The organism is Microbacterium sp. MYb45, assembly GCF_002979655.1.
GTDB lineage: Bacteria > Actinomycetota > Actinomycetes > Actinomycetales > Microbacteriaceae > Microbacterium.
In genome coordinates this window covers 982864-1009708 of record NZ_PCPG01000001.1, presented here as the reverse complement: position 1 = coordinate 1009708, position 26845 = coordinate 982864, and the positions used below count along the sequence as shown (strand labels likewise).

Genomic DNA, 26845 nt, shown 5'->3' with positions numbered 1-26845 from the left:
GGCGTCGCCATGGTGCAGCTCCTCGGCCCGCAGGACCGCCTGCTGCGGATGCTCGAGAAGGAGCACCCTGACGTCCAGGTGCTCGTGCGCGGCAACGAGATCACTCTCGGCGGCGACGTGGATGCGGTCGCGAAAGCCAAGGCGCTGGTCGAAGAGCTGCTCGCCATGACCAGAGCCGGCCATGACCTGGCTCCGAGCGACGTCTCCAGCTCGGCCCGCATGCTGCGCCAAGAGGGGGGTCCCCGTCCGAGTGAGGTGCTGGGCGAGGCGATCCTGACCACTCGCGGCAAGGTGATCCGTCCCAAGACTCTCGGGCAGAAGGAGTACGTCGACGCGATCGAGGAGAACACGATCGTCTTCGGCATCGGCCCTGCCGGCACGGGCAAGACCTATCTGGCGATGGCGAAGGCCGTCCAGGCGCTGCAGCGCAAGGAAGTCACGCGCATCATCCTCACCCGTCCCGCCGTCGAAGCGGGAGAGCGCCTCGGGTTCCTCCCCGGCACGCTGACCGACAAGATCGATCCGTACCTGCGACCGCTGTACGACGCGCTCAACGAGATGATGGACCCCGAGATCGTGCCGCGCCTGATGGCCACCGGGACCATCGAGGTCGCCCCTCTCGCGTACATGCGCGGGCGTACCCTGAACGATTCGTTCGTCGTGCTCGACGAGGCGCAGAACACCACACCCGAGCAGATGAAGATGTTCCTCACGCGCCTCGGCTTCGGCACGCGCATGGTCGTGACGGGCGACATCACCCAGGTCGACCTCCCGCAGGGCTCCTCCGGACTGCGTCTGGTCACGCGCGTGCTCGACGGCATCGACGACATCCACTTCTCGCGACTCACCAGCGACGACGTCGTCCGTCACTCGCTGGTCGGACGCATCGTCGACGCGTACAGCGAGTACGACGAGAAGCGCACGGCGCAGCGCTTCGAGCGCGAGCAGGCGGCGGAGTTCGCCAATCGCGCCGACCGCAGGGGAGCGCAGCGCCCCGGACCACGTGACCGCATGCCGAAACGAGGACTCTCATGATCGAGATCAACAACGAGTCGGCCATCGACGTCGACGAGACCGTGCTGCAGCGACTCACGGACTACAACCTGGCGCAGCTGCACGTCAGCCCGGACGCCGAGGTGGCGATCGTCCTCGTCGACGAGGGCGCCATGGAGGCACTCCACGTGCAGTGGATGGACGAGCCCGGCCCCACCGACGTGCTCAGCTTCCCGATGGACGAACTGCGTCCGGGCACGGAGGACCGCCCCACCGCTCCCGGTCTCCTCGGCGACATCGTGCTGTGCCCGCAGGTGGCGGAGGCACAGGCTCAGGCCGCGCGTCACACCCTGATGGACGAGCTGATCCTGCTCACCACCCACGGCCTTCTGCACCTTCTCGGATTCGATCACGCCGAGCCCGACGAGGAGCGTGAGATGTTCGGACTGCAGAAGGAACTGATCCAGGGCTTCGCCGCGGCTGAACGCCGCCGATGACGGCCGCCCTCCTTCTCATCGCCGCCGTCCTGCTGGTGGCGTTCGGCGGTCTCATGGCGGCGATCGACGCCGCCTACGGTGTCGCTTCCCGCGCCAATCTCGCCGACATGGCGACCGAGGGACGCCGGGCCAAGGCGCTGGGACGGATCGCCGCCGATCTCGACGCGCACGTGAACGCGGTCGCGTTCATCCGCGTGCTCGCCGAGGTGACCGCTGCGGTGCTGGTGACGGTCGCCTTCACCATGCTCATCGACAACAACTGGTGGGCGATGCTCGCCGCCGCTCTGCTGATGACGGCGATCACCTTCGTGCTCGTCGGCGCGAGCCCGCGGTCGTTCGGTCGCCAGCACGCCGAGGGAATGATCCGCGGTACGGCCTCGATCGTCCGAGGGCTCCGCATCTTTCTCGGACCGCTCGCGCAGGGGCTCGTCGTGCTGGGCAACAAGGTCACACCCGGCACGGGCCGGAGCTCCTTCGCCAGCGAGGACCAGCTGCTCAGCATGGTCGATGAGGCGGCCTCGAACGATCTGATCGAGGAGGACGACCGCGACCTCATCCACTCGGTGTTCGACTTCACGGACCAGTTCGTCCGCGCCGTCATGGTGCCGCGGACGGAGATGGTGACCGTCGATGCCACCGCCACGACGGACGAGGCGATGTCCCTGTTCCTGAACCGCGGGGTCTCCCGGATGCCCGTCGTGGACGACGACGCGGACGACGTGGTGGGTGTGCTGTACCTCAAGGACCTCGTGCAGTTCGCGTATCGCGACGACAGTGCCTGGCGCGCCGCATCCATCCGGCCGATCGCGCGACCGGCGACCTTCGTGCCCGAGTCGATGCGCGCCGAGACGCTCCTGCAGCAGATGAAGCGCGACGCCGTGCACGTGTGCCTCGTGATCGACGAGCACGGTGGCATCTCCGGCCTGGTGACCCTCGAGGACCTGATCGAGGAACTCGTCGGCGAGATCTCCGACGAGTACGATCAGGTATCCGCAGAGTTCGTCGATCTCGGTCACGGACGCTACCGCGTGAGTGCCCGTCTCTCCCTGGAGGACGTGGGCGACCTCTTCGGTCTCGAACTCGAGGACGAGGATGTCGACTCGATCGGCGGTCTGCTCGGCAAGGCGCTGGGACAGGTCCCGCAACCCGGGGCGACGGCGACGGTGGAGGGCCTGGTCCTCACCGGAGGAGCCTCTCGTGGCCGAGGTCGCGGGATCGCGACGGTGTTCGTGGAACGTGCGGCAGGGGACCCTGACGCTTCGCAGGATGAAGGAGATCGACACGATGACTGACGACACCCGAAGCGGGTTCGTGACCTTCGTCGGCCGCCCCAACGTCGGCAAGTCGACGCTGACGAACGCACTCGTCGGCGAGAAGATCGCCATCACCAGCGAGAAGCCGCAGACCACACGTCGAGCGATCCGCGGCATCGTGAATCGTCCGGAGGGGCAGCTCGTCATCGTCGACACCCCCGGAATCCACAAGCCGCGGACACTGCTCGGTGAACGGCTGAACGACCTGGTGGAGCAGGTGCTCGGCGACGTCGACGTCATCGGGTTCTGCGTGCCGGCGAATGAGAAGGTCGGCCCGGGTGATCGCCGCATCGCCGCGTCGCTCGACGGCTATCCCCGCGCCAAGAAGATCGCGATCGTGACGAAGACCGATGTCGCGGCCCGCGACGAGATCACCGAGCGTCTGCTGGAGGTCGACGCGCTGCGTGAAGACTGGTCCGCGGTGATCCCGCTGTCCGCGCTCACCAGGGACCAGCTCGACGTCCTGTCCGACGAGATCCTGCTGCTGATGCCGAAGGGCCCCGCCCTGTATCCGGAGGGCATCACGACCGACGAGTCGCAGGAGGACCGCATCGCCGAGATGATCCGCGAGGCGGCCCTCGAGGGGGTGCGCGACGAACTCCCGCACTCGATCGCGGTCGTGATCGACGACATCGCGCCGCGCGAGGGCACCGACCTCACCGACGTGCACGCGTCGATCGTCGTCGAGCGCGACAGCCAGAAGGCGATCATCATCGGGCACAAGGGCAAGCGACTGAGCGAGGTCGGCGCGCGTGCCCGCGTCGGCATCGAGGCGCTGGTGGGCACCCGCGTGTTCCTCGGCCTGCATGTCAAGGTCGCGAAGGAATGGCAGCGCGACCCGAAACAGCTCGGCAGGCTCGGCTTCTGAGATGAGGCCCGGTCACACGTCGATGGCGGCGGGAAGGCCGCCGACCCCGCAGACATGAGCTTCCGCAGCGATGACCCGAATCCGCTGCGGAACGAGGTCTTCACCCGAGTCTTCGACGCTCACTGGGCGGCGGTACGGCACCACATCGAGGGCGTCGTCGGCGACGAGGAGGAAATCACCGAGATCGTCTCCGAGGTGTTCCTGCATGCCTGGTCCCGGTTGAGGCCGGCTCGACCGCCCGGTCGGGTCTGGTTGCTCCGTGCCGCCGATCGGCGTCTGCGCTCTCGTTCTCGTCCGTCGTCGATGCCGAACGGCGCCGTCGACGCCGTGCACAGCGGAGTGTCCGGCGCCGACGAACAGCCGGGGCTGACGGCCCGCCTGGTAGTCATCCGAGCTTTGGGTGTCCTCACTCCGGTACAACGGCGTATCATCATGCTCACGTACTGGGATGGACTCGCGGTGGGGGAGATCGCGGAATTGCTGCGCGCTTCTGAGTCCCGAGTGCGAAAGACGCTGGGCGTCGCGCAGGGTCGTCTGCGTGATGAGCTGGGCCTGGAGGGGCTGATGACGGGTGATGACTGACAACGCCGTGCTCGAGCGGATGCTGATCGACGCCGACCCTGCACCGACGCCACGTGACGCACCGCCCGACGCCCGTGCTCTCGCGACCCGGGACCGCATCCTCCGACGCGATGTCGCACCGAAGCGCCGTCGGGTGCGGACGCTCGGCTGGGCGGGTGGGATCACGGCCGTCGCCGCTTCCACCGCCCTGGTGATCGGGGTGCTCTCTCCGCAGGGCGCCGCCGTGGCAGGCACTCCCGCACCGCTCGAGTTCAGTGGGTCGAGCACTGTCGCTCAGATCGTCGACGACGCGGAGACGGCTCTTGCCGAGACACCGGGGCCGACGGTGCCGATGCGAACCGTCAGGACGGCCTCCTGGGGCTTCCAAGTCGATGTCGACGCGAAGACCACGACTGTCGTGCCACAGCTCTCCACACTCGTGTGGGAACCGGACGGCTCCGGGCGGATGACCATCATCGCCGGAGTGCCGTACGATCCCTCTGACGCGGTGGCCAGCAACGCCGCCGAGGTTTCGAGCAGCGGGAAGGTCGTCACCGATCTGGTGATGGAGCCGGGGGATTTCGAGACCCCCTGGACGACGGTGCCCGGTGAGACGCGGGACGACATGGTGGCGATGCTCGAGGCGTTCGGCATGCCGGCAGATCCCACCGCGTACGACGTCGAGCTGGCGCTCACCTCTGTTCTGGACCAGTGGACGCTGACCGACGCGCAGCACGCGCAACTCCTGCTCCTGCTCGAGGAGGCCGGTGGTGGCGAAGCACTGGGCAACACGACCGATCGCCTGGGGCGCGCCGTGACCGGTGTACGTGTCCAGTCCCCGGACGGCGCCGTGAGCGACCTGGTACTGGTGTCGCGCGACACGGGGCGGATCGTGGGCGTCGAACGCACGGTCCTGAAAGCCGATGACGTGTTCCCCGCCGGCGCGATCATCTCGTATCAGATGTGGGATCTCGATGAGGAGACCGTTCGATGAAACGCACCACGGTTCTGGCCGCTGCTCTGCTCGGGCTCGTCATGACGCTGGGGGCGGCCCCCGCCATGGCCGCCGTCGACGACGACCGTGAGGTCGACCCCCTGGTGGCGGCGGTGCTCGATGAGGTGCCGGGCGGTGTCGTCATCGACGGGCGGCACGCGGTGTGGCCCAAGCTCGACATGGAGCTCACCGTGCCCGCAGCCTCGGGCTTGTCATCGTGGTCGGTCGGGAGCTGCACCACCGGCAGGATCTGCGCCTACAGCAACACTTCGCTCGGCGGAGCATCCCTGACGTTCGGCACGTGCGCGGTGCATACGATCCCGTCGAGCTTCGCGGTCAAGTCCGTCGCCAACGCCCGCGGCTCCGGCTCCGTCCAGGTGCGCAACGGGTCGACCGTCCTGAAGACCGTGGCCGCCGGGAGCTGGAGCAACGTCTCCGGCACGGTCACCAACCTCCGCTGCCTCCTCTGAACCGTGTCGCAGTCGATGTCATCCGAGGAACGGCCGCTGGCGCAGCACTGGGTGGCGACCGCGCCCGGTGGACCGGATTCGTGGGAGTTCGTCGAGGAGCGACTGGCGGCACCCGGGCACGGTGAGGTCACCATCCGAGTGCACGCGTCCGGCGTGAACCCCGCCGACGCGAAGCATGTCGCGTCCGGCGGGTCGGGCCTGGAGTTCCCCGTTCCGATCGGGTACGAGGTGTCCGGTGTGCTCAGCGCGGTCGGCCCGGACACTCGGATCGGCTCCGGTGCAGCGGCGATCGGCGACGAGGTGATCGCTTTCCGGGTGCGCGGCGGTTACGCGACAGCGGTCACGGTCCCCGCGGAGAAGGTCTTCGCGAAGCCGTCCACGCTCACGCATCCGGAGGCGGCGAACCTGCTTCTCGTCGGCACCACGGCCGCGGAGATGCTCGCGGTCACCGGGGCGGCGCCGGGGGCGACCCTCCTCCTCCACGGTGCCTCGGGCGCGGTCGGCGTGAGCGTCCTGCAGCAGGCTCGGCTCCGCGGCATCCGTGTCATCGGCACCGCGAGCACCGACCGGTTCGACGAGGTCCGGCGATTCGGGGGAGAGCCCGTCCGATACGGCCCGGGGCTCGCCGACCGGGTCCGTGAGGTCTCGGCCGGACCGGTGGCCGCAGCGCTCGACGCCGTCGGCACCGACGAGGCCGTCGACGTGTCACTCGAGCTGGTCGCGGATCGCCGTCGCATCGTCACCATCGCCGCCCTGGGGCGCGCCGAGGCCGAGGGGATCCAGGCGATCGCCGGCTCGATGCCCGCCAGTGCCCGGTTCCGCGATGAGGTGCGCAGTGAGCTGATCGCCCTCGCGCAGAACGGCGACCTCGTGGTGCCCGTCGCCCGGACCTTTCCGCTCGACGAGGCGCGTCAGGCCCATCGTGTGTTGGCGACCGGCCACCCTGGCGGGAAACTCGCCCTGATCCCGTAGGTCAGTCGATCTCGCGCAGGGCGGAGGTCACGACCACCACGTCGTCGCCGTATTCGGCATCCACCGCATCCTGGAGAGTGCCGTCATCCCACACGACGTGCAGCCAGACGTAGCCTCGATCCGTCCCGACCGTGAGGGCATCGGTCCCGAGACGCGCGGAGATGTCGTCCTGCACCCGCGTCAACTCGTCTTCGGCCGTCGAGCCCTCGACGCCGCCGGTCGGATCCTCCGGAGCGACCGTGTCGTACAGCGCGAGCATGATCGGCGGGTCGGTCCGGGTGAGCCGCTCGCCGTCGTACGTGGCATACACGGCGTACGCGCCCCAGGTCGCGTCGCCGCTGGTCTCGCTGCCGTCGACGCCGTCCCAGGTCCAGTCGTCCAGCGCCACCCCGCTGCACTGGGGCGGGTAGGACTCCATGATCGCCCCCATGCACAACGCCACGTCGCCTGCGTCGTCCAGCACGGTGCCCACCCCGATGACGCGCCCCTCCGGAGGCTCAGGATGTGCGTTCTCGAGGCGCTGGTCCGACGGGACGGTCGTGCTCGTCGGCGCCGCGGAACCGCCCGGTCCCGCGGTGCAGGCGGTCAAAGCGAGGAGTCCGACGGCCGATGCCACGGCGAGGATCAGGCGACGCTGCGATGTGCTCATATCGGGGAGTGTCACCGGCCGCGTGATCGTCTCACACGCGTCGAAACCGCCGGGCCATCCCTGCTAGCATGACCACATGCCTTTCGGTGGTCTGCTTCTTCTTAGCTGCCGCGACGAGTCCTAAAGCTAGGGCCTTCCTCGTCGCGGCGCTTGTGTTGGCCCGTTCATCTTGACGAAGAGAAGAAGCCCCATCATGCAGAACACTCAGCGCCCGTCCGCGATGCCGATCCACAAGTACCGGCCGTTCCACGAGCAGATCAACGTCCACCTGCCTGACCGTACCTGGCCGGATGCTCGGATCACCGAGGCGCCGCGGTGGTGCGCCGTCGACCTTCGCGACGGCAACCAGGCACTCATCGACCCGATGTCGCCCGAGCGCAAGCGCGTGATGTTCGAACTGCTCGTCAGCATGGGTTACAAGGAGATCGAGGTCGGCTTCCCGTCGGCGAGCCAGACGGACTTCGACTTCGTCCGCCAGCTCATCGAAGAGAACCTGATCCCCGACGACGTCACCATCCAGGTGCTGACCCAGGCGCGCGAGCACCTGATCGAGCGCACGTATGAGTCGATCGCGGGCGCCAAGCAGGCCATCGTGCACCTGTACAACTCCACGAGCGTGCTGCAGCGCGAGGTCGTGTTCCGCACCGACAAGCAGGGCATCATCGACATCGCGCTCGAGGGTGCGCGCCTGTGCCGCAAGTTCGAGAAGACGATCCCGGACACGAAGGTCTACTACGAGTACTCGCCCGAGAGCTACACGGGCACAGAGCTCGAGTTCGCGGTCGACATCTGCAACCAGGTGATCGAGGTCTTCGAGCCGACTGCAGACCGCAAGGTGATCATCAACCTGCCCGCCACCGTCGAGATGGCCTCTCCCAACGTCTACGCCGACTCGATCGAGTGGATGAGCCGGAACCTCAACTACCGAGAGAACATCATCCTGTCGTTGCATCCGCACAACGACCGCGGTACCGCGATCGCCGCCGCCGAGCTCGGCTACATGGCCGGAGCCGACCGCATCGAGGGCTGCCTGTTCGGCAACGGCGAGCGCACGGGCAACGTCGACATCGTGGCGCTGGGCATCAACCTGTTCACGCAGGGCATCGACCCGCAGATCGACTTCAGCGACATCGACCAGGTCAAGCGCACGGTCGAGTACTGCAACCAGCTGCCCGTGCCGGAGCGCAGCCCCTGGGCGGGCGACCTGGTCTTCACCGCGTTCAGCGGGTCGCACCAGGATGCGATCAAGAAGGGCTTCGAAGCGATGGAGGCCCGGGCGAGCGCCGAGGGCGTCACGGTCGACGAGATCGAGTGGGCGGTTCCGTACCTGCCGGTCGACCCGAAGGACCTGGGCCGCTCATACGAGGCGGTCATCCGGGTGAACTCGCAGTCCGGCAAGGGCGGCGTCGCGTACCTGCTGAAGTCGGATCACGCGATCGATCTGCCGCGCAAGCTCCAGATCGAATTCTCCGGCGTCGTGCAGGCCAAGACGGATGCCGAGGGCGGCGAGGTCACGTCCGACCAGATCTGGTCGATCTTCAACGACGAGTACCTGCCCGCCGACGACTCCGCGGCCAAGTGGGGACGGTTCGAGCTGCTCGCGACGCAGACTCGCAGCGACATGTCCGGTGACGTGGTGCTCGACGTGGTGCTGCGCGACGACGACGAGCAGGTCTCGGTGTCGGGCAACGGCAACGGCCCGGTGGCGGCGTTCGTCGAGGTGCTACGTGGTCAGGGCTTCGACATCACCGTGTACGACTACGTGGAGCACGCCCTCAGCGCCGGAGGCGACGCACAGGCCGCGGCCTACGTCGAGCTGCAGGTCGGCGACCAGCGCCTGTGGGGCGTCGGCATCGACGGCGACATCTCGACGGCATCCCTCAAGGCGATCGTCTCGGGTGTCAACCGCTCGATCCGCACGCGGCAGCAGGAGCTCGCGGCGGTCTGACAGTCCGCGCAGGAACGCCCCCTCGGTGACGACCGAGGGGGCGTTCGTCATTCCCTGTTCAGACCCACTGGACGAGTGGCCGTAATCCCGACGCGGAGGCTCAGATGTCGGCGCTGGGCTTGACGATCGCGATGGCGCCCGTCTCGGCGGCCACCTTGCGGCGGTAGATCCGGCGCTGCTCCGGCAGGGAGACGTCGAACGTGACGGCGAGGATGCGGATGACGGTCGTCACGGCGATGCCGGCGACGGCGGCGATCGTGATGGGCATCCCGAGCGCGACGGCGATGACGATGAACGTGCACCCGGCGCCGGCCGCGACGGCGTAGAGCGACCCGACGTGCATGATCGCGGTCGGCAGCCCCATGAGCATGTCGCGGAGCACGCTGCCGCCCACGGCCGCGCACACGCCGATGAACACGGCCGGCACCTCGGGGATGCCGAAGGCGAGAGCTTTGCTCGTCCCGAACGCACCGAACATCCCGATGACCACCGCGTCGAGCACCACGATCGCGGTGTTCAGGCGGGTGAACAGACCGGCGAGCAGCATGCCCAGGAGTGCCGCCCCGGCCGCCGTGACGAGATACCACTGGTTCTGCAGCGTCGCCGGCGTCTGCCCGAGCAGGATGTCGCGGATCAGACCGCCGCCCATCCCGATCATGATGCCGATGATCGCGACGCCGAGCCAGTCGAGGCGCCGCTGACCCTGGAACCCCGAAGCGAACATCGCTCCCTGGACCCCGCCGAGGCCGACGCCGAGCAGGTCCGCCCACAGCGGAATGGTGAAGAGCGGTTCGGTCACCCGTCCATTCTCCCGTACGGAGGATAATCGAGGGGTGCCCACCTACCGAGACGAAGCGGTGATCCTGCGCACTCACAAGCTCGGTGAGGCGGATCGCATCGTCACCATGCTCTCGCGCCGCCACGGCAAGGTGCGCGCGGTCGCTAAGGGCGTGCGCCGCACCTCGTCGAAGTTCGGCGCCAGGCTCGAGCCGTTCATGGTCGCCGACGTGCAGCTCTATCAGGGGCGCTCGCTCGACATCGTGCAGCAGGCGGAATCGCTCGGCTCCTACGGCACGGACATCGCGGCGCACTACGACCGGTTCACCGCGGCGAACGCGATGGTGGAGACAGCCGACCGTCTGAGCGATGCCGAGGCGACCCCCGATCAGTACCTGCTCCTCGTGGGCGGGCTGCGGGCACTGTCGCGCGGAGAGCACGTCGCGCGGAGCATCCTCGATTCGTACCTCCTGCGGGTCATGTCGCTTTCCGGGTGGGCGCCCTCGCTCGACGAGTGCGCGCGCTGCGGGACGCCGGGGCCGCACGCGCGGTTCGTCGCGCAGCTGGGTGGACTGGTGTGCACCAACTGCGCGCCGGCCGGCAGCCCCCGCGTCGCCGAGAAGACACTGACCCTTCTCCGCGCCTTGATCTCGGGGGAGTGGGACGTCATCGATGCGTCCCCGCCCGCCGACACCGCGGCCGCGTCCGGACTCGTCTCCGCTTACGCCCAGTGGCACCTGGAGCGCGGTATCCGCTCGCTCGCCCATGTGTCGGACATCTCGTCGGAAGGACCACGATGAGCCCGAAGCCCTACACGCACAAAGACGCGGTGCCCTATCGTCCGCTGGATTGGACCGGTGTGCACCCGCCGGCGTTCCGGGCCGTGCCCGAGCACGTCGCGATCGTCATGGACGGCAACGGCCGCTGGGCCAACCGCCGAGGGCTCAACCGCATCGAAGGCCACAAGGCGGGCGAGGAGGTGCTGCTCGACGTCGTCGCCGGCGCCATCCAGGCCGGGGTGAAGCATCTGTCCGTGTACGCGTTCTCGACCGAGAACTGGGCGCGGTCCCCCGAGGAGGTGCGCTTCCTCATGGGCTACAACCGCGATGTGCTGCACCGCCGCCGTGACCAGCTCAACGAGTGGGGCGTCCGCATCCGCTGGGCCGGCCGCAAGCCGAGGCTCTGGGGCAGCGTCATCAAGGAGTTGCAGCACGCCGAACAGCTCACCCGCGGCAACGACGTGCTCACCCTCACGATGTGCGTCAACTACGGCGGCAGAGTCGAACTGGTCGACGCGATGCGGGCGATTGCGGAAGACGTCGCGGCCGGCCGCGTGAAGCCCAAGGCCATCACCGAGAAGATGATCCGCCGGAACCTGTACGTGCCGGACATGCCCGACGTCGACCTTTTCCTCCGGAGCTCGGGGGAGCAGCGCACCTCGAACTTCCTGCTGTGGGAGTCGGCCTACGCCGAGATGGTGTTCCTCGACACGCTCTGGCCGGACTTCTCGCGGGAAGAACTCTGGCGGGCGATCGGCATCTACCTGTCGCGGGACCGTCGCTTCGGCGGCGCGATCGACACCCCTGACTCACCCGCCTGAGCCCGGAGCCACTGCTCGGTCTCGTGCGGAGTCCGGAGCCGGACGATCGTGAGCTGCGGGAAGCGCAGGGTGTAGTCCGGCATCCGCTCGGTCCAATGCCCCAGGGTCTTGGTCTGCCAGGCGAGGATGTTCTCGTCGGGATCGATGCGGAACATGTGCCAGATCGGTTTCTCGACGTTGCCGTTCCACATCCGCGTGCGCAGGATGCTGCGGCGAAGCGTTCGACGCAGCAGGCGGGAGCGCACCACGCGGTACGGGTAGTCCAGCCAGATCGCGAGTTCGGCACGCGGCGTGATGATCTCGTCGGTGCCCTTGCTCGTGTACTGCCATTCGGTGACCCAGCGGTCCTCGGACGCGAAGGCGCGGACGTCGTCGAGGAACTCGGGCCGCGGAGTCCAGTCCGGCCCGTGGAACAGGCCGTCGATCTCGACGTGGCGCAGCCCCCACACTCCGGCGACGCGGCGCGCGAGAGTCGTCTTGCCGGAGCCCGTGACACCGGCGATCAGGACCCGCTCGGGCCGGAAGGGAAGCGGATCGGCGGCGGTGAGCATCCGAGAATCCTATCGATCTCGCGCCCGCCGCCTCGGAATAGCTCGGAGGCGCATGCGGTTGGATGAAAGTGTGACTGAACCCATCTCCATCGACATCTGGTCCGACATCGCCTGCCCCTGGTGCTACATCGGCAAGCGCAACCTCGAGAAGGGTCTCGAAGCGGTCGCTGCCGACGAGGACGCGCCGCAGGTCAACATCACCTTCCACTCGTTCGAGCTGTCGCCCGACACCCCGGTCGACTTCGACGGCGACGAGATCGACTTCCTCGCCGGGCACAAGGGCATGCCGCGGGAGCAGGTCGAGCAGATGCTGTCGAACGTGACCGGTGTCGCCGCGAACGCGGGGCTCGAGTACCGTTTCGACATCCTGCAGCACACCAACACCGTGAAGGCGCACGAGCTGCTGCACTTCGCGAAGGCCGAAGGGCTGCAGCACGAGATGGAGGAGCGGCTCATGTCCGCCTACTTCACCGAGGGCAAGCACGTCGGGCGTATCGACGACCTCGTCGCCCTCGCGGCCGAGGTGGGGCTCGACGCCGACCGCGCCCGCACAGCGCTCGAGAGCGAGCAGTACCTCCCGGCCGTGCGTCAGGATCAGGCGCAGGCACGGGCCTACGGCATCCAGGGCGTTCCGTTCTTCGTCGTCGACGGCCAGTACGGCATCAGTGGCGCACAGCCGCCGGCCGCGTTCGAGAACGTGATCCGCGACCTGTGGGCCAAGCGGGACGAACCCGTCGAGGCCTGAGACCCGCCGGACAACACGACGCCGGGGACCCGAACGGGTCCCCGGCGTCGCCCCGTGTGTGCGTCAGATCCGCTGCTGGCGCGGGCCGAGCGGCAGCGGCTCCATGGGCTGGTCGTTCGCGGTCAGATCGATGCCGAGCTCGCGCGCATAGACGACACGCGTCGCGATCGTCACCTCGTCACCGGCTTCCTTGAGCTCGAAGACCCGACCACCGCGCATACGGTTGCGCTCAGCGCCGTCGAGACCGTAGGCGCCGAACCCGGTGCCGGGGGCGTAGCCCAGCATGACGCCGTAGTAGTCGCCCACGTAGTCGTTGATGTGGTCATGGCCGACGAACACGCCCTTCACATCGCCGCGCTCGAGGATGGCATTGAACATCCCGGAGTTGAACGGACCGGGGCACTCGTCTTCGTTGCGCTCACCGACGATGGCGTGCCGGGCCTTGCCGCGCGCGGCATCGGCCTCCGTGCGGGTGTCCACGCCGCCCCACCACATGAAGCGGTGCTCCCACAGCGCGATGTGCAGGAACATCAGCCCCGGTACCTTGCGCCCCCGCCGCTGTTCGAGACGCTGCGACTGCTCGCGGTACCAGGCCACCTGGTCCATCCGCAGCCAGTCCCAGGTCGGGTACCCGGCGAAGTCCTGGCCGTCGATCGTGCCGGGGGCGTAGCGCCCCGAGTCCATCAACCACAGGGCGAACGCCTCGCGGTTCTTCCGGGCGGCCGAGCCGATCGACACGATCGTGTTGCTGGTACCGGTCACGCCCCGTGTGCTCTCGGCGTTCACGTTGTACTCGTACGAGCGGTAGATCTTCAGCATTCCCGCCTCGTCCACGCCCGACTGCGGCAGCGAGTCCTCGTCATGGTTGCCGTAGGTGACCGCCCACGGAATCCGCCGGGCCTCCATGGGCGTGACGACGTTGTTGATCGCCTGCTTCACGGCGAGCCGGGTCTCGCAGCCGCCGGTGATCACATCGCCGTTGATGACGACGAAGTCGGGCTTCTCCTGATCGAGCACCTTCTCCATCAGTTCGACCGTGCGGCGGTCGGTGAGTTCATCGTCTTGCGTGTCGTTGAACTGCACCACCTTGAAGGTCCCGTCGGCGCGGAAACGCAGACCGCGGCCGGCTCCGGCGCCCGCCGGGGCGATGTCCGAGGCCGCGGCTGCGGAGGCGGTACCGAGGGGCAGGGCGGTTCCGAGAGCGCCGAGCGCTCCGGCGGTGAGGACGGTGCGCCGGCTGATCGGCAGACGGTCGGGCATGCGTGGTCTCCTTCGTCTTCGGGCGATGTTCGCCGCGGTGAGACTAGGGAGGCCAGATGGCGTCGGGCTGACGAGGAGATGAACGAGCCCCGTGTTCGCCCGCAGATCAGGGAAGCGCGCGGCTTACGCGGAGGTGAACCGCACCGACCCCGCGCTCGATCCGACGTGACTTAGCGGGTCAGTGCTGCTTCGATCGCGCTGACGATCTCGGGGGCGTCCGGCTTCTGCTTCGGACGGAAGCGCAGGACGTCGCCGTCGGGCAGCACGAGGAACTTCTCGAAGTTCCACTCGACGCGGCCGGCCTTGCCGCCCTCGTCCGGGGTCTCCTTGAGAGCCTTGTAGAGCTCCGACGCGTTCTTGCCGTTCACCTTGACCTTGTCATTGACCGGGAAGGTGACGCCGTAGGTCGTAGAGCAGAACTCGAGGATGTCGTCGACGGAGCCCGGCTCCTGGCCGAAGAACTGGTTGCACGGGAAGCCGACGACCGTGAAGCCGCGGTCCCCGTACAGGCGCTGCAGTTCCTCGAGCTGCTCGTACTGGGGGGTGAGTCCGCACTTGGACGCCACGTTGACCACCAGCACCACGTCGGCGCCGAGATCGTCGAGCGTCTTCTCCTCGCCCTTGGCATCGGTGAACGGGATCGAACGGAGCGCGGAATCGGTCATATTCACAGCTTAGGTCGCCGCATCCCTCCGGGCTCCGCGTCTGGGAGAATGGACAGGACATGACTCTCGCCACCGCCCCCGCCCGCCCCCTTCGCATCGGCCCGATCGACCTCGACGTGCCGGTCGTCCTCGCACCCATGGCGGGTATCACCAACACCGCCTTCCGGCGCCTGTGCCGCGAGTACGGCGCCGGGCTCTACGTGAGCGAGATGATCACCTCGCGTGCGCTGGTCGAGCGCAACGAGACGACCATGCGTCTGATCCGGCACCACGAGTCCGAGACGCCGCGGTCCATTCAGCTCTACGGTGTCGACCCGAAGACGATCGCCGAGGCCGTGCGCATCATCGTCGCGGAAGACCATGCCGACCACATCGATCTCAACTTCGGATGCCCGGTGCCGAAGGTCACCCGCCGCGGCGGGGGAGCAGCGCTGCCGTGGAAGTCGAAGCTGTTCGCCGACATCGTCGACCAGGCGGTCAAGGCGGCGGGTGACGTGCCGCTCACGGTGAAGATGCGCAAGGGAATCGACAAGGATCACCTGACGTTCCTCGACGCCGGGCGCGCGGCGGAGGATGCCGGTGCAGCCGCCGTGGCCCTGCACGCGCGCACCGCGGGCGAGTTCTACTCCGGGCACGCCGACTGGAACGCGATCGGCGAGCTGAAGCAGGCCGTCACGAGCATCCCCGTGCTGGGCAACGGCGACATCTGGTCCGCCGACGATGCCGTGCGCATGATGGCGCAGACCGACTGCGACGGTGTCGTGGTCGGACGCGGCTGCCTCGGACGCCCGTGGCTGTTCGGTGAGCTCGCCACCGCCTTCGGTGGCGAGGGAAAGACGGTCGACGCCACGCTCGGGTTCGTCGCGAACGCCTTCCGTCGGCATGCCGAGCTGCTGGTCGAGTTCTTCGAAGACGAAGATCGCGGGTGCCGTGACATCCGCAAGCACGTCTCCTGGTATTTCAAGGGATACCCGGTCGGTGGTGACATCCGCACCGGGCTCGCCACCGCATCCAGCCTCGCGGAGATCGACGACTTCCTCGGGCGACTCGATCACACCGCTCCGTATCCCGGTGCGGATGCCGAGGGGCAGCGCGGACGCTCCGGGCATCCGAAGCGGACGGCACTGCCGGACAAGTGGCTGGAGTCGCGGGAGCTCGCCTCGTCGGCATCGGAGATGATGCGTGGAGCGGAGATCGAGAACAGTGGCGGTTGATCCTCAGGTCGGCCTGCGCGCCGACGGTTACGACGCGCGCGACGCCGAGCGCTTCTTCGCGGAGACCCATCGTTCGGAGCGCAACGACTTCGCGCGCGATCGCGCACGCGTGCTGCATTCCGCAGCTCTGCGTCGGCTCGCCGCGAAGACACAGGTGCTGAGCCCGGCCAGCACGGCCGACTTCGCCCGCAACCGCCTGACACACTCGCTCGAGGTGGCGCAGGTCGGACGGGAGCTGGCGGTCGCTCTCGGCGTCTCGGCCGATGTGGTCGACACCGCCTGTCTGAGCCATGACCTGGGCCACCCGCCGTTCGGACACAACGGCGAGCGGGCGCTCAACGAATGGGCGGAGCCGATCGGCGGCTTCGAGGGCAATGCCCAGTCGCTGCGCATCCTCTCGCGGCTCGAGGCCAAGGTGCTCGACGACGATGACCGCTCGGTCGGACTGAACCTGACGCGCGCCAGCCTCGACGCGACGTGCAAGTACCCGTGGACGGTCGACAGTCCGGTGCCGGATCCCGGTGGGCGGCTCAAGTTCGGCGTGTACCCCGAGGACGAGGCTGTGTTCCGGTGGATGCGCGAGGGAGCCCCCGGACGCCTGCGGTGCATCGAGGCCGAAATCATGGATCTCTCCGACGACATCGCATACTCGGTGCACGACTTCGAGGACGCGATCGTCAACGGATACGTCGACGTCGCGCAGCTGGCCGATCCGCGTGCGCACGATGCGCTGCTCGGACGCATCCAGCAGTGGGTGGGATACGACTTCACTCGCGACGAGTTGGCGGATGCGCTGTACCGCCTCTCGTCCCAGCCGATGTGGCTCGCGTCGTTCGACCGCTCACGGCAGGCGCTCGCCCGGCTCAAGAACCTGACGAGCGATCTGATCGGCCGCTTCGCCAAAGCCGCGGTCGCCGCCACCAAAGAGGCGTACGGAAGCACGGCTCTGGTTCGCTACAACGCCCATGTCGTCGTCCCGCGGGTGATCGAGGTCGAGATCGCGGTGCTCAAGGGCATCATGGGTCAGGCCATCGTCACGATCGAGGCTCGCAAGGGCGTGTACAAGGAACAGCGGCGCGTTCTGACGCGGCTCGCCGAGGCGCTGTGGTCGACAGACGCCCTGTGGTCCGCCGGATCCGACGTGCTCGAGCCCGCGTTCGCTGCCGACTTCATCGCGGCGGAGGACGATGCCGAGCGCGCCAGGGTCGTCGTGGATCAGATCGCGAGCCTCACCGACCAGAGCGCGATCGATTGGCACAACCGGCTCGTGGGAGAGATCGATCCGGCCGAGGTGGGCATCTGGACTCCTCGTCACGCTCGACCCGGGGCTCGGGCGCACGCCGAGAGGCGGCCCATCGCCGAAGGGGCGCGCTGATGCCGCGGATCCGGCAGGCCGACGTCGACGAGGTCAAGGCGCGCACTAACATCGCCGACATCGTCGGTGAGCGTGTCGCGCTGAAGTCGGCGGGCGTGGGTTCGCTCAAGGGACTGTGCCCCTTCCACGACGAGAAGAGTCCGAGCTTCCATGTGCGCCAGCAAGTGGGCTACTACCACTGCTTCGGCTGCGGCGAGTCGGGCGACGTCTACTCGTTCCTGCGCGAGATGGACCACGTCAGCTTCACCGAGGCGGTCGAGCGTCTCGCCGGCCGTATCGGGTACACGCTGCACTATGAGGACGGGGGAGCGGCACCGGAGACGAGCGGCCGCAGCCGTCTCTACGCGGCGAACACCGCGGCCGCGGAGTTCTTCCGCGCACAGTTGCTCACGCCGGATGCCGAGGCCGGCCGCCGCTTCCTCGGGGAGCGCGGCTTCGACGCCGGAGCCGCGGCTCATTTCGGCGTCGGCTTCGCGCCGCGCGGCTGGGACGGCATGCTCAAGGCGCTCACCGCACAGGGCTTCACGCGCGAAGAGCTCAGCAACGCCGGCCTGGTCTCCACCGGGCAGCGCGGCGTCTACGACCGGTTCCGCGGGCGCCTGGTGTGGCCGATCCGCGACGTCTCGGGTCAGACGATCGGCTTCGGCGCGCGCAAGCTCTTCGACGACGACAACGGCCCGAAGTACCTGAACACCCCGGAGACCCCGATCTACAAGAAGGCGCAGGTCCTCTACGGACTGGACCTCGCCAAGCGCGACATCGCGCGCGGAGACCCCCGCCGTGTCGTCGTGGTCGAGGGGTACACCGATGTGATGGCCTGTCACCTCGCCGGTCTCACCACGGCCATCGCGACGTGTGGCACGGCATTCGGCACCGACCACATCAAGGTGCTGCGGCGCGTGATGGGCGATGACAACGCCTCGGGCGAGGTCGTCTTCACCTTCGACGGCGATGAGGCCGGCCAGAAGGCCGCGCTGCGAGCCTTCACGGAAGACGATCGGTTCAACGCGCAGACCTTCGTGGCGGTCGCCCCGGACGGGCTCGATCCGTGCGATCTGCGCCTCCAGCGTGGCGACGCGGCCGTTCGCGGGCTGATGGACACCAAGCAGCCGATGTTCGAGTTCGCGATCGACCGCAAGCTGGGCGGTTTCGATCTCTCCACCGTCGAGGGGCGCGTGGGCGCTCTGAGGGCTGCGGCGCCGATCGTGGCCGAGATCCGCGACCAGCTCCTTCGCCCGGGTTACGAGCGTGTCCTGGCACGGCGACTCGGGATGGATCCCACCGAGGTGCGTAGCGAGGTCGAGCGCGCGGCGCGTGGCGGTTCCACGCCGCAGCACTCGCGTCGCGAGGCTCCGCAGGTCGATCCCGCGACCGGGGCATCGGTCGTGGCGCCGGTCACACTCGCCAGTCTTCCGCGCAGCCCCGATGTCGCGGTCGAACGGGACGCGCTGATGGGTGCCCTGCAGTACGGGCATCAGGTCGATCAGGCCCTCCTGAATCGGGCGCTGGGCATGCCGTTCCGCACCCCGGGTCTCGACGCCGTGCGCGAAGCCGTGGCGGCGGCGCCCGACCGCACCAGGGCCGGCTGGGTGACGGAGGCCGTCAACAGCGTCCGCGAGCCCTATCGCTCGCTGGCGGGTGAGCTGCTGATGACGCCTTTCCCCGCGCGGGATGAGGAGCGCGCCGTCGCCACCGTGGCCGACCTCGCCCGACGACTCGTCCTGCGCCAGCTCGAGCGCGACAAGCAGGAGCTTCTCGGCGCCGTGCAGCGGGTGCCGGCGGATTCCGATGGGGGCCGTGCGTTGCGGATGCGCCTGCGCGACATCGATGCCGAGCGTCAGCGCTTCGCCGAGTCGTAACCCCGCCCTGCACCGCGAAGAAGGCAGGATGGACACATGTCCCGCAGGCCAGAATCCACGAACGCGATCGATTGCTCGGATCTCGTGATCGACCGGATCGGCCACGGGATGCCGACCCGCGCCGTTGACGGCGTCACTTTCTCTCTCGCTCCCGGGGGACTGATCTGCGTCGCCGGCCCCACGGGTTCCGGAAAATCCACTCTGGTCGCCGCTCTCGCGGGTTCCACCGACCCTTCGGTGAAGGTCGTCGGGGGGAGCGCGCAGGTGTGCGGCGTCGACGTGCGCCGGCCGGGACGCAAGCACAGAATCCTCACCTACCGCACCGGCTTCGTGCCGCAGGGGGCGGGTGCCGACCTGCCGCCGCGGCTGACCGTCAACGAGGTCATCGCCGAGCCGATCCTCGTCCGCGAGCGCAAGGTCAACACCAAGGCGCTCTCGATCCGCGTGGCGACGCTCCTGGACGAGTTGCACCTTCCGCTCGGCACGGCGGCCAAGTTCCCGTACGAGCTCAGCGCCGGGATGCGCCAGCGTGTCGCGATCGCACGATCGTTCGTCCTGGAGCCGAAGGTGCTGATCGCCGACGAGATCCTCGCGAACCTCGATCTCGAGGTGCGACCGGTGGTGTTCGACGCCATCACCCGACGCCGCAAGGAGCAGGGGATGGCCGCGCTGCTCGTCACCAACGATGCGGACTTCATCCGCGAGCTCAACGCCGAAACGCTCATGCTGCGCGCCGGTCACGTGGTCGCCCGGGGCGTCGGACGTGACCTGCTCTGGGTCCCGAATGCGGAGTCGGATTCTCGCCGCTGAGCACGACACGCCCGGCATCCGCGAAGGGCGCCCCGGTGTCCTGAAGTCGCTCCGGAGTTTGCTAAGCTTGTCGAGTTGCCCGCTGAGCGGGCACATTCCTCGGTAGCTCAATTGGCAGAGCAGCCGGCTGTTAACCGGCAGGTTCTTGGTTCGAGTCCAAGCCGGGGAGCCAACGAGAAAAGCCCCCTCCACGGAGGGGGCTTTTCTCGTTCAGACGCGGGATCGAGCGGTTGAAATGGAGAGAAGAGCCCCTTCGGTAGAAGGGGCTCTTCTCATCAGTGGGGGAGGACGGCGTCAGCCGACGCCCTCCATGGCGCTCGTCTCGGTGTTGCCGATGCGGGCGATCACGTCGGGTCGACGACGCGACAGGTAGAGGTACCGGGTCAGCGCGAGAGCGACGGTGGCCAGGAAGATGTACGGGATCACGTTGTACGGGAACGCCGGCACCGGCCAGACGTTCGCGAAGAACACGTACGCCATGGTGACGACCGCGATGGTCGCGCACACCTTCACGAGGCCGTTGCGCATCTTCGCCCGCTGCGTGTAGACGACGCAGGCGATCGCGACGAGGGCATAGGCGACCATGTAGCCGTAGGTGCCCCAGGTGTTCACCCAGACGAGGATGTCGCCGGTCGCCGCTCCCGAGAGCAGCAGCACGATGTCGACCGTGATCGCGGCCGCGCCGGCGATGATCAGCACGCGGTGCGGGGTCAGGTGCTGCTCGTGGGTGCGACCGAACCGCTCGGCGACCACGCCCTCCTTGCCCATGACGTACACGATGCGCCCGATCACGTTGAGCGGAGCGACGACGACCGCGAAGAACGAGGCCGAGACACCGATCGTGAGGGCGGCGGCGAACCAGGCCGGCATGCCGATGAGAGCCGACATGCTCTCCAGCGGGCTGGCCGAGGTGGCGAGGTCGTCGCCCAACACCGTGATCTGCGTATACGCCGCGAACACGTACAGGACTCCGACGCCGAGCGCGCTCCACATGATCGCGCGGGGGATCGCCTTGTACGGCTCCTTGGCCTCTCGGCCGAGTGCGTCAGCGGAGGAGAACCCCACGAACCCGAGGATGCCGAGCACCATGCCCGACGCGACCCCCTGGAACGAGGATCCGGTGGCGAGCACCTGAGCGGGGTCCCACGCGGCGGGTCCGGCCCAGATGAGTGCCGCGACCAGGAGCACGAGGATGATACCCACGGAGAGGAGTTCGAGCACGAGCGAGACCCGGGCCGACAGGCGGATGCCGCGGATGGTGAACAGCGTCGCCAACCCGCCGAGTACGACGGCGAGGCCGATGTCCCATCCGAGTCCCTGGGCCGGAAGGCCGAGCATGCGGAGGAACTGGGCCATGTAGCTGACGGAACCGCTGAGGGAGGCGGCCGCGATGCCGAAGCAGCCGATCAGCAGGGTGACGCCGGCGAGGAAGGCGCCGAACGGCCCGAGGCCCTTCGACACGTACGTGTACAGCGAACCCGCCGAGGCGTGCTTGCGAGCGAACACGACGACGCAGTAGCCGACGCACAGGATGACGATCGTCGCCAGGGCGAAGGCGTAGATGGTGCCGTTGCCCGCACCGAGGAAGATCGCCGCCGCGGTGAAGGCGATGACGGCGCTGGGGGCGATGTTGGCGATGGCTTGAGCGGCGAGTTCGGGGCCGCTCATGACGCCGGTGCGAAGGCCGGCATCCTGGGGCGCGCCGGGCGGGGCGACGACGGTGTCAGACATGGGTTCTCCTGGATTCGGGTTTCAGGGGTGAGGGTCCGCGGTGCGCGGTCAGGGGATGAGGAGCGTACGCAGTGCCGAACCGGTCTCGAGATCGTCGAGGGCCGCCGCGGCCTCGGACAGCGGGCGCCGCCCGGAGATCAGGGGGTCGATCTTGAGCTGTCCGTCCATGTAGCGGTCCACCAGAGCGGGAACGTCGATGGAGGGGCGGACGGAGCCGTAGTTCGATCCGAGGATGCGCTGATCGGCTTCGGCGAGGACGAGGGGTTCGAATGACGCGCGGGCGCCCGTCGGGGGGAGGCCCACGATCACGGCGGCGCCGCCGAGCCCGAGCATCTGGATCGACTGCTCCGTCGTGCTGGTGCGTCCGATGGCGTCGAAGGCGTAGTCGACCCCGTCGGAGATCAGTTCCCGCAGCTGCGCGACGGCGTCGCCCTGCGAGGCGTCGATGCGGTCGGTCGCGCCGAACTGCAGGGCCAGCTGGGTCTTCTCGGGTCGCACGTCGATCGCGACGATGCGCTCCGCACCGGCGAGTCGCGCCCCCTGGACGACGTTGAGGCCCACGCCGCCGCAGCCGATCACCGCGACGGTGGAACCGGGCTCGACCGCGGCCGTGTTGAGCACCGCTCCGACGCCGGTGGCCACCGCGCACCCGACGACGGCGACGACATCGAGCGGGGCGTCGTCGCGCACCTTCACGGCTCCGGACGCGGGCACCACGACCTCCTCGGCGAACGAGGAGACGCCGAGGTAGTGATGCAGGGTCTCGCCGTCGCGGGTGAGACGCGAGGTCCCGTCGAACAGCACGCCGAGGGGCGCGACCACGGTCGCGACCTTCTGACACCGTGCCTCGTGACCGGCGCGGCAGTAGCGGCACTCGCCGCACGGCGGCACCCAGCTCAGCACGACGTGATCGCCCACGGCGAGCGTGTTCACGCCTTCACCGAGTTCGGTGACGACGCCGGATCCTTCGTGGCCCATGACCAGGGGAGCAGCGGCATCCCACTCGCCGCGCTTCACGTGCAGGTCGGAGTGGCAGACGCCGGCGGCCGCGATTCGCACGCGGACCTCGCCGGCGCGCGGGGGCGCGAGGTCGACGTCGACGAACTCGATCGGTGACTGCGGATCGCGGAAGACAACAGCTTTCATGACATCCTTCGGGTGGAGAGGGGATGCGCACGATGCTAGGAGAGCGCGCCCGGTCGGAGCATCCGACAAATGTGTGAATGGAAAAGCCTGCGTTCGACATTTCGTATGATCGAAGTATGGTTCGTGATGTCGTCTCCGTAGCGCGGTACCTCGACGGCGAACTCCTGCAGGGCGAGGTCCCGAGCACCCGACACGTGAACTCGGTGGTCGCGATCGACGCGTTCGGCATCCCGACCGACCGGCTCTTCACGACACTCGTGACGACGGACGAGAAGCCCATCCTCGCGCTCGTCGACGATCCGGAACGCGCCACGCTCCTGCGCGACATCGTGCTCGTCACGAGCGTCGACACGCCTCCGCTGCGTCAGGTGCTCTCCGCAGCGCGGATCACCGCGATCGTGGGGGCGCACACATCGCAGGAACTGCTCATGCCCCGGCTCACGGCCCTCCTCGCCGTCGACCAGGCCGCGGAGGCCAGAGCGATCACCTCGGCGATGCGGGTTCTCACGCTCGCGGCTCGACGCAGCGGGATCACAGGCGTCATCGCCGAACTCGCACACCGGATCGACGGATGGGCCGTGCTCCTCGACCGGCACGGCGAGGTGATCACGACCGCCGGTGCGGGGAGCCTGCACATCGACGACGCGATCGCGGTCGCGATCGGCCGGCCCGTCCGCGTGCGTCATCGAGCACTGCAGGTTCATCCCGTGGGCCCCGGACAGGACGTCACCGCGCAGCTCGTCACCGCCCCGCGCAACGACAGCTCCGGTCGGGGCCGGGAACTCAGCTCGCAAGCCGCTGCGCTGCTCGATCTACTCATGAGGACGCGCGACAGCAGCCATCTCGAGCGTCTCGGTCGATCGATGATGCTCGAGACGGTTCTCGAGGGCGGAGACCGGGCGACGCGCCTCCTCCGCCGCTGGGGTGTGCACGAGCGGACCCTCGTGGGATTCGCTCTGGCGTCCCGCACGAGCGGCGTCGACGTCGAGCATCTACTCGCACTGTGGTTGGACGAACTCGGCGCCGAGCACGTCTTCACATCGCAGCGCGGACTCATCCAGGGCCTGTTGCGGGAAGAGCACGTGGAAGAGATCGCGCACCGAGTGGAGGCCTTCGCCTCGACGCTGTACCTCGGCCTCGGACGCCCGGCCGGCACGGACGCACTCGCCCGGAGCGTCGACGAGTCCCGCCAGGCGTGCGAAGCGGCTCGTGCCGGTGGCGAACGTGTGGTCCGCTACACCGCGATCCCGACCGTGTCGTTCGTGCTCGGGCAACTCGATCGGGAGCAGGTGGGCAGGGTCGGCCGACTGCTCGATCCGCTCCGTTCGGGGGATCAAGGGACGGAACTCATCGAGACGCTGCGGGTCTTCCTCGCCACGAACAGTGCATGGGGCGAGAGTGCTAGCCGCCTGCGGATCCACCGGCAGACCCTGACCGCTCGCATCCGACGGATCGAGGATCTGATCGGGCTGTCGTTGGCCGATCCGGACGATCGCGTCGCCGCGTGGCTCGCGCTGCGCGCGTCGGACGGCTGAGAGTCACCGGAGCGTTCGCTCAGCGCGCGGCGCCCTCCAGCGTTCCTTCGATCTGTCCGGCCGGATCGAACAGCACGCAGTAGACGGTGCGCCCGTAGGGCTGGTCCCACGTCTCTTCCGCCGGGGGGATCGGGTACACGCCGAGCGCGGACGCCTCCCGCTGCACTCCGACGAAGGCCGTGAACGCATCCCCGACGCACTCGGCGGAGGCTGCCTCGACCGCCTGCTGCGAGAAGGTGCCGTCGGGCATCTCGATCTCGTGGAAGACCTCTTCGTCGTGGGGTTCGGCGCAGGGGACGACTTCCGCGTCTTCGGGCAGGCCGCTGGTGGCTTCGAGGCGACAGTCACCGACCGTCATCGCGGGCGTCTCGACCTTCGCGACACCAGCGCCGTCGCCGGTCGCACTGCGTTCAGGAGAGGGGTCAGAGGTCCCGCAGCCGGTCAGGGCGACCGCGAGCGTCAGGGCGCACGCGGCGAACAGCAGAGACGGTCGTTCGTACAGCTTCATCTTGATCTTCCTTCGTGCCTTCGGGGACACGATCTCCACTCGTGCTGCGGCTCAGCCCTCGAGGTCGTCAACACCGGGCATCCAGCTCGCCCCCGGACGTCCCCATCCGCGCTTGCGTGCGATCTTCTGCACCGTCTTCCAATCGCCGTCGGAGAGACGATCCACATAGAGGATGCCGTCGAGGTGATCGAACTCGTGCTGCATGATCCGGGCACGCCATCCGTCCACGTCGATCGTGACCGGTCGGCCGTCCAGATCCGTCGCCGTCACGTGCACCCGCTCCGAGCGACGCAGGGGGAAACGCTCACCGGGGAACGAGAGGCAGCCCTCGGATTCGAGGTCGGGATCGGGGTCGCCCGGTTCGAGCGGCACCATCCACAGCTCAGGGTTGATGAGCACGCCGCGCCAGGGCTGATCGTCGTCGTCCACGTAGGCGTAGGTGTAGATGCGCAGGGGCACGCCGACCTGCGGAGCCGCCAGCCCGACTCCCGGCGCGGTGTCCATCGTCTCGAACATGTCGGCGACGAGCGTGCGGATGTCGTCGGTGATCTCGTCGACGGGGGACGCGGGGGAGTGCAGGACGGGGTCGCCCATGATGCGAATCGGAAGTACAGCCACGTCACAACCCTAGTCCGAGGCGCATGCCGGGTAGGCTCGTACCGTGACTGCTGGGGTATGGATGAACGGGGCCGAACAGGTCGGCGATCAGCTCGTGGGAGCGTTCCAGAACCCCGGCATCCTGCTCGGGATCCCTCTCGCCCTCGCCGGAGCGGTCTTCATGTCGCTCGGCGCGCAATACCAGCACCGGGGAGTCGAGAAGGTCGAGCGTCTCAGCGGCGCTGACGGGGCATCGGGCCTGAGCTTCGACCAGCTGAAACGGCTGCTCACTCGGCCGTCTTGGCTCGTCGGAACGCTCATGCTCGGCCTCGCTGTGGTCTGTCAGCTCGCGGCCCTCGTCCAGGCGCCGCTGATCGTCGTCCAGCCGCTCGGTGCCATCGCCCTCGTCATCACGACGCTCCTGAACGCGAGAGTCTCCGGTCACAGTCCGACGAGACAGTCGCTCACAGCCATAGCCTGCTGCGTCGGCGGGATCTTCCTGTTCGTCTTCTTCGCCGCGATCTACGCGACGGAGCAGGAGGTCACCGAGCGCGAGCTCTTCGTGATTCTCGCCCTCCTGCTCGTCGTCATCATCATCCTCGGAGCCTGCTGGCTGATACTCCGCCACCGCATGCGGGCGCTGTTCTACGTGGTGGGCGCCGGTGTGCTCTACGGCTTCGTCGCCACCCTCGCCAAGGTGATCATCAAGCGCATCGAGGCCGGTCAGTTCGAGTGGATCACCGCGATCTGCGTGCTCGCGCTCCTGGCCGCGGCCGCGGTCGGCGGGTACTTCGTGCAGACCGCCTACAGTTCGGGCCCGCCTGACCTGGTGATCGCCGGCCTCACGGTCGTCGATCCGCTCGTCGCGGTTCTGATCGGCATGGTCGTTCTCGGCGAGGCCGCGGCCGCACCGCCGTGGGTCATGGTGATCTTCGCGATCGCCGGAGCCATCGCCGTGTGGGGAGTGGTGGGTCTCGCCCGTTACCACCCACAGGTGCTCAGCGACAGCCAGGAGCTGGGAATCGAGCGCGGGAGCACGCCGACCGGGCAGGGGGCGTCCGCAGAAGCCTCCTCCTCGCGGACGACAGCCGTCGACGCGACGGAACGCGAACGTCCGGAGAGCTCCGAGAGCCCGGATGACGGCGACCTTCCACCGCGGCGCTCCGGTCCCACCGAGCAGCAGTAGCTGCACGAGCGAGGGCCGTGA

General features: G+C 68.3%; 27 protein-coding genes and 1 tRNA gene. 19 read left to right on the top strand and 9 right to left on the bottom strand.

The genetic code is table 11. The features are described 5' to 3' along the window. Nucleotides 1-9 precede the first annotated feature (9 nt). Genes CQ034_RS04825 through CQ034_RS04790 form a run of 8 tightly spaced genes read left to right on the top strand, consistent with a single transcriptional unit; the run spans nucleotide 10 to nucleotide 6668 of the window. The gene (locus CQ034_RS04825) at nucleotides 10-1035 is read left to right on the top strand and encodes a PhoH family protein (protein WP_258134104.1); all 1026 of its coding nucleotides are present in this window, start codon (nucleotides 10-12) and stop codon (nucleotides 1033-1035) included. Continuing rightward, nucleotides 1032-1490: an rRNA maturation RNase YbeY gene (gene ybeY / locus CQ034_RS04820; RefSeq protein WP_029261717.1), complete on the top strand. Its 459-nt coding sequence runs from the start codon at nucleotides 1032-1034 to the stop codon at nucleotides 1488-1490. The genes CQ034_RS04825 and ybeY overlap by 4 nt, the downstream gene beginning before the upstream one ends. After that, nucleotides 1487-2782 (top strand): hemolysin family protein, encoded by a 1296-nt coding sequence (locus tag CQ034_RS04815; RefSeq protein ID WP_029261718.1) that lies wholly within the window; start codon nucleotides 1487-1489, stop codon nucleotides 2780-2782. The genes ybeY and CQ034_RS04815 overlap by 4 nt, the downstream gene beginning before the upstream one ends. Continuing rightward, entirely contained in the window at nucleotides 2775-3671 is an 897-nt protein-coding gene (gene era, locus CQ034_RS04810; RefSeq protein ID WP_029261719.1) for a GTPase Era, read from the top strand. Before CQ034_RS04815 ends, era begins: the two co-directional genes overlap by 8 nt. A gap of 54 nt (nucleotides 3672-3725) precedes the next feature. Then, nucleotides 3726-4253, top strand: a complete 528-nt coding sequence (locus CQ034_RS04805) for an RNA polymerase sigma factor (RefSeq protein WP_105710100.1) — start codon at nucleotides 3726-3728, stop codon at nucleotides 4251-4253. After that, nucleotides 4246-5226, top strand: coding sequence for a hypothetical protein (locus CQ034_RS04800; protein ID WP_105710099.1), 981 nt, complete (start codon nucleotides 4246-4248; stop codon nucleotides 5224-5226). Before CQ034_RS04805 ends, CQ034_RS04800 begins: the two co-directional genes overlap by 8 nt. Beyond that, nucleotides 5223-5696: a hypothetical protein gene (locus CQ034_RS04795; protein ID WP_105710098.1), complete on the top strand. Its 474-nt coding sequence runs from the start codon at nucleotides 5223-5225 to the stop codon at nucleotides 5694-5696. The genes CQ034_RS04800 and CQ034_RS04795 overlap by 4 nt, the downstream gene beginning before the upstream one ends. A 15-nt stretch (nucleotides 5697-5711) precedes the next feature. Next, nucleotides 5712-6668, top strand: a complete 957-nt coding sequence (locus CQ034_RS04790; RefSeq protein ID WP_105710365.1) for an NADP-dependent oxidoreductase — start codon at nucleotides 5712-5714, stop codon at nucleotides 6666-6668. Nucleotide 6669: 1 nt separating this feature from the next. On the opposite strand, the gene CQ034_RS04785 is transcribed toward CQ034_RS04790, so the two are convergent. Further along, the gene (locus tag CQ034_RS04785) at nucleotides 6670-7317 is read right to left on the bottom strand and encodes a hypothetical protein (protein ID WP_258134052.1); all 648 of its coding nucleotides are present in this window, start codon (nucleotides 7315-7317) and stop codon (nucleotides 6670-6672) included. Nucleotides 7318-7510: 193 nt separating this feature from the next. Between CQ034_RS04785 and leuA the strand changes: the two genes are divergently transcribed. Continuing rightward, the gene (gene leuA / locus CQ034_RS04780; RefSeq protein ID WP_105710096.1) at nucleotides 7511-9265 is read left to right on the top strand and encodes a 2-isopropylmalate synthase; all 1755 of its coding nucleotides are present in this window, start codon (nucleotides 7511-7513) and stop codon (nucleotides 9263-9265) included. A gap of 100 nt (nucleotides 9266-9365) precedes the next feature. Here leuA and CQ034_RS04775 read toward each other — a convergent pair whose 3' ends face one another. After that, nucleotides 9366-10064: a trimeric intracellular cation channel family protein gene (locus CQ034_RS04775; protein ID WP_105710095.1), complete on the bottom strand. Its 699-nt coding sequence runs from the start codon at nucleotides 10062-10064 to the stop codon at nucleotides 9366-9368. A gap of 34 nt (nucleotides 10065-10098) precedes the next feature. Between CQ034_RS04775 and recO the strand changes: the two genes are divergently transcribed. Both recO and CQ034_RS04765 read left to right on the top strand, forming a co-directional pair. Continuing rightward, complete coding sequence (recO, locus tag CQ034_RS04770; RefSeq protein ID WP_105710094.1) at nucleotides 10099-10842, top strand: DNA repair protein RecO; 744 nt, start codon at nucleotides 10099-10101, stop codon at nucleotides 10840-10842. Further along, complete coding sequence (locus CQ034_RS04765) at nucleotides 10839-11642, top strand: isoprenyl transferase (protein ID WP_029261730.1); 804 nt, start codon at nucleotides 10839-10841, stop codon at nucleotides 11640-11642. The genes recO and CQ034_RS04765 overlap by 4 nt, the downstream gene beginning before the upstream one ends. On the opposite strand, the gene CQ034_RS04760 is transcribed toward CQ034_RS04765, so the two are convergent. Beyond that, nucleotides 11582-12193 carry an AAA family ATPase gene (locus CQ034_RS04760; protein ID WP_105710093.1) on the bottom strand — a complete coding sequence of 204 codons (612 nt, stop codon included), beginning with the start codon at nucleotides 12191-12193 and terminating at the stop codon, nucleotides 11582-11584. The genes CQ034_RS04765 and CQ034_RS04760 overlap by 61 nt on opposite strands. A 70-nt stretch (nucleotides 12194-12263) precedes the next feature. Between CQ034_RS04760 and CQ034_RS04755 the strand changes: the two genes are divergently transcribed. After that, nucleotides 12264-12938 carry a DsbA family protein gene (locus CQ034_RS04755; protein WP_029261732.1) on the top strand — a complete coding sequence of 225 codons (675 nt, stop codon included), beginning with the start codon at nucleotides 12264-12266 and terminating at the stop codon, nucleotides 12936-12938. Between the two features lie 63 nt (nucleotides 12939-13001). Here CQ034_RS04755 and CQ034_RS04750 read toward each other — a convergent pair whose 3' ends face one another. Together CQ034_RS04750 and CQ034_RS04745 are read right to left on the bottom strand one after the other, a co-directional pair. Beyond that, entirely contained in the window at nucleotides 13002-14198 is a 1197-nt protein-coding gene (locus CQ034_RS04750; RefSeq protein ID WP_181156207.1) for a metallophosphoesterase family protein, read from the bottom strand. A 170-nt stretch (nucleotides 14199-14368) separates the two neighbouring features. Next, complete coding sequence (locus CQ034_RS04745) at nucleotides 14369-14863, bottom strand: glutathione peroxidase (protein WP_029261734.1); 495 nt, start codon at nucleotides 14861-14863, stop codon at nucleotides 14369-14371. A gap of 59 nt (nucleotides 14864-14922) precedes the next feature. Between CQ034_RS04745 and dusB the strand changes: the two genes are divergently transcribed. The 5 genes from dusB to CQ034_RS04720 all read left to right on the top strand — a co-directional run bounded on the left by dusB (nucleotide 14923) and on the right by CQ034_RS04720 (nucleotide 20293). After that, nucleotides 14923-16077 carry a tRNA dihydrouridine synthase DusB gene (gene dusB / locus CQ034_RS04740; protein WP_029261735.1) on the top strand — a complete coding sequence of 385 codons (1155 nt, stop codon included), beginning with the start codon at nucleotides 14923-14925 and terminating at the stop codon, nucleotides 16075-16077. After that, the gene (locus CQ034_RS04735; protein ID WP_105710092.1) at nucleotides 16067-17452 is read left to right on the top strand and encodes a deoxyguanosinetriphosphate triphosphohydrolase; all 1386 of its coding nucleotides are present in this window, start codon (nucleotides 16067-16069) and stop codon (nucleotides 17450-17452) included. The genes dusB and CQ034_RS04735 overlap by 11 nt, the downstream gene beginning before the upstream one ends. Beyond that, nucleotides 17452-19311 carry a DNA primase gene (gene dnaG / locus CQ034_RS04730; RefSeq protein ID WP_105710091.1) on the top strand — a complete coding sequence of 620 codons (1860 nt, stop codon included), beginning with the start codon at nucleotides 17452-17454 and terminating at the stop codon, nucleotides 19309-19311. The genes CQ034_RS04735 and dnaG overlap by 1 nt, the downstream gene beginning before the upstream one ends. 36 nt (nucleotides 19312-19347) lie before the next feature. Beyond that, nucleotides 19348-20121, top strand: coding sequence for an ATP-binding cassette domain-containing protein (locus CQ034_RS04725; RefSeq protein WP_029261738.1), 774 nt, complete (start codon nucleotides 19348-19350; stop codon nucleotides 20119-20121). A gap of 96 nt (nucleotides 20122-20217) precedes the next feature. After that, nucleotides 20218-20293: transfer RNA gene (locus CQ034_RS04720), tRNA-Asn, on the top strand. A 122-nt stretch (nucleotides 20294-20415) separates the two neighbouring features. Here CQ034_RS04720 and CQ034_RS04715 read toward each other — a convergent pair. Then, on the bottom strand, nucleotides 20416-21852 hold the full coding sequence (locus CQ034_RS04715; RefSeq protein ID WP_105710090.1) for an APC family permease: 1437 nt from the start codon (nucleotides 21850-21852) through the stop codon (nucleotides 20416-20418). Between the two features lie 48 nt (nucleotides 21853-21900). Continuing rightward, nucleotides 21901-22998: an alcohol dehydrogenase catalytic domain-containing protein gene (locus CQ034_RS04710; RefSeq protein WP_105710089.1), complete on the bottom strand. Its 1098-nt coding sequence runs from the start codon at nucleotides 22996-22998 to the stop codon at nucleotides 21901-21903. A 116-nt stretch (nucleotides 22999-23114) separates the two neighbouring features. On the opposite strand from CQ034_RS04710, the gene CQ034_RS04705 reads away from it, so the two are divergent. Beyond that, entirely contained in the window at nucleotides 23115-24533 is a 1419-nt protein-coding gene (locus CQ034_RS04705) for a CdaR family transcriptional regulator (RefSeq protein ID WP_105710088.1), read from the top strand. A gap of 19 nt (nucleotides 24534-24552) precedes the next feature. On the opposite strand, the gene CQ034_RS04700 is transcribed toward CQ034_RS04705, so the two are convergent. Together CQ034_RS04700 and def are read right to left on the bottom strand one after the other, a co-directional pair. Continuing rightward, the gene (locus CQ034_RS04700; RefSeq protein WP_146114796.1) at nucleotides 24553-25041 is read right to left on the bottom strand and encodes a septum formation family protein; all 489 of its coding nucleotides are present in this window, start codon (nucleotides 25039-25041) and stop codon (nucleotides 24553-24555) included. Nucleotides 25042-25092: 51 nt separating this feature from the next. Further along, complete coding sequence (gene def, locus CQ034_RS04695) at nucleotides 25093-25659, bottom strand: peptide deformylase (RefSeq protein WP_105710086.1); 567 nt, start codon at nucleotides 25657-25659, stop codon at nucleotides 25093-25095. Between the two features lie 61 nt (nucleotides 25660-25720). Between def and CQ034_RS04690 the strand changes: the two genes are divergently transcribed. Further along, nucleotides 25721-26824 (top strand): DMT family transporter, encoded by a 1104-nt coding sequence (locus CQ034_RS04690; RefSeq protein ID WP_231481795.1) that lies wholly within the window; start codon nucleotides 25721-25723, stop codon nucleotides 26822-26824. Nucleotides 26825-26845 lie beyond the last annotated feature (21 nt).

Excerpts from the sequence above, each read along its gene's own strand:
- CQ034_RS04825 (WP_258134104.1), top strand. The coding sequence starts at position 10 with ATGGTGCAGCTCCTCGGCCCGCAGGACCGCCTGCTGCGGATGCTCGAG.
- ybeY (WP_029261717.1), top strand. The coding sequence starts at position 1,032 with ATGATCGAGATCAACAACGAGTCGGCCATCGACGTCGACGAGACCGTG.
- CQ034_RS04815 (WP_029261718.1), top strand. The coding sequence starts at position 1,487 with ATGACGGCCGCCCTCCTTCTCATCGCCGCCGTCCTGCTGGTGGCGTTC.
- era (WP_029261719.1), top strand. The coding sequence starts at position 2,775 with ATGACTGACGACACCCGAAGCGGGTTCGTGACCTTCGTCGGCCGCCCC.
- CQ034_RS04805 (WP_105710100.1), top strand. The coding sequence starts at position 3,726 with ATGAGCTTCCGCAGCGATGACCCGAATCCGCTGCGGAACGAGGTCTTC.
- CQ034_RS04800 (WP_105710099.1), top strand. The coding sequence starts at position 4,246 with ATGACTGACAACGCCGTGCTCGAGCGGATGCTGATCGACGCCGACCCT.
- CQ034_RS04795 (WP_105710098.1), top strand. The coding sequence starts at position 5,223 with ATGAAACGCACCACGGTTCTGGCCGCTGCTCTGCTCGGGCTCGTCATG.
- CQ034_RS04790 (WP_105710365.1), top strand. The coding sequence starts at position 5,712 with ATGTCATCCGAGGAACGGCCGCTGGCGCAGCACTGGGTGGCGACCGCG.
- CQ034_RS04785 (WP_258134052.1), bottom strand. The coding sequence starts at position 7,317 with ATGAGCACATCGCAGCGTCGCCTGATCCTCGCCGTGGCATCGGCCGTC.
- leuA (WP_105710096.1), top strand. The coding sequence starts at position 7,511 with ATGCAGAACACTCAGCGCCCGTCCGCGATGCCGATCCACAAGTACCGG.
- CQ034_RS04765 (WP_029261730.1), top strand. The coding sequence starts at position 10,839 with ATGAGCCCGAAGCCCTACACGCACAAAGACGCGGTGCCCTATCGTCCG.
- CQ034_RS04760 (WP_105710093.1), bottom strand. The coding sequence starts at position 12,193 with ATGCTCACCGCCGCCGATCCGCTTCCCTTCCGGCCCGAGCGGGTCCTG.
- CQ034_RS04750 (WP_181156207.1), bottom strand. The coding sequence starts at position 14,198 with ATGCCCGACCGTCTGCCGATCAGCCGGCGCACCGTCCTCACCGCCGGA.
- CQ034_RS04745 (WP_029261734.1), bottom strand. The coding sequence starts at position 14,863 with ATGACCGATTCCGCGCTCCGTTCGATCCCGTTCACCGATGCCAAGGGC.
- dusB (WP_029261735.1), top strand. The coding sequence starts at position 14,923 with ATGACTCTCGCCACCGCCCCCGCCCGCCCCCTTCGCATCGGCCCGATC.
- dnaG (WP_105710091.1), top strand. The coding sequence starts at position 17,452 with ATGCCGCGGATCCGGCAGGCCGACGTCGACGAGGTCAAGGCGCGCACT.
- CQ034_RS04725 (WP_029261738.1), top strand. The coding sequence starts at position 19,348 with ATGTCCCGCAGGCCAGAATCCACGAACGCGATCGATTGCTCGGATCTC.
- CQ034_RS04715 (WP_105710090.1), bottom strand. The coding sequence starts at position 21,852 with ATGTCTGACACCGTCGTCGCCCCGCCCGGCGCGCCCCAGGATGCCGGC.
- CQ034_RS04710 (WP_105710089.1), bottom strand. The coding sequence starts at position 22,998 with ATGAAAGCTGTTGTCTTCCGCGATCCGCAGTCACCGATCGAGTTCGTC.
- CQ034_RS04705 (WP_105710088.1), top strand. The coding sequence starts at position 23,115 with ATGGTTCGTGATGTCGTCTCCGTAGCGCGGTACCTCGACGGCGAACTC.
- CQ034_RS04700 (WP_146114796.1), bottom strand. The coding sequence starts at position 25,041 with ATGAAGCTGTACGAACGACCGTCTCTGCTGTTCGCCGCGTGCGCCCTG.
- CQ034_RS04690 (WP_231481795.1), top strand. The coding sequence starts at position 25,721 with ATGAACGGGGCCGAACAGGTCGGCGATCAGCTCGTGGGAGCGTTCCAG.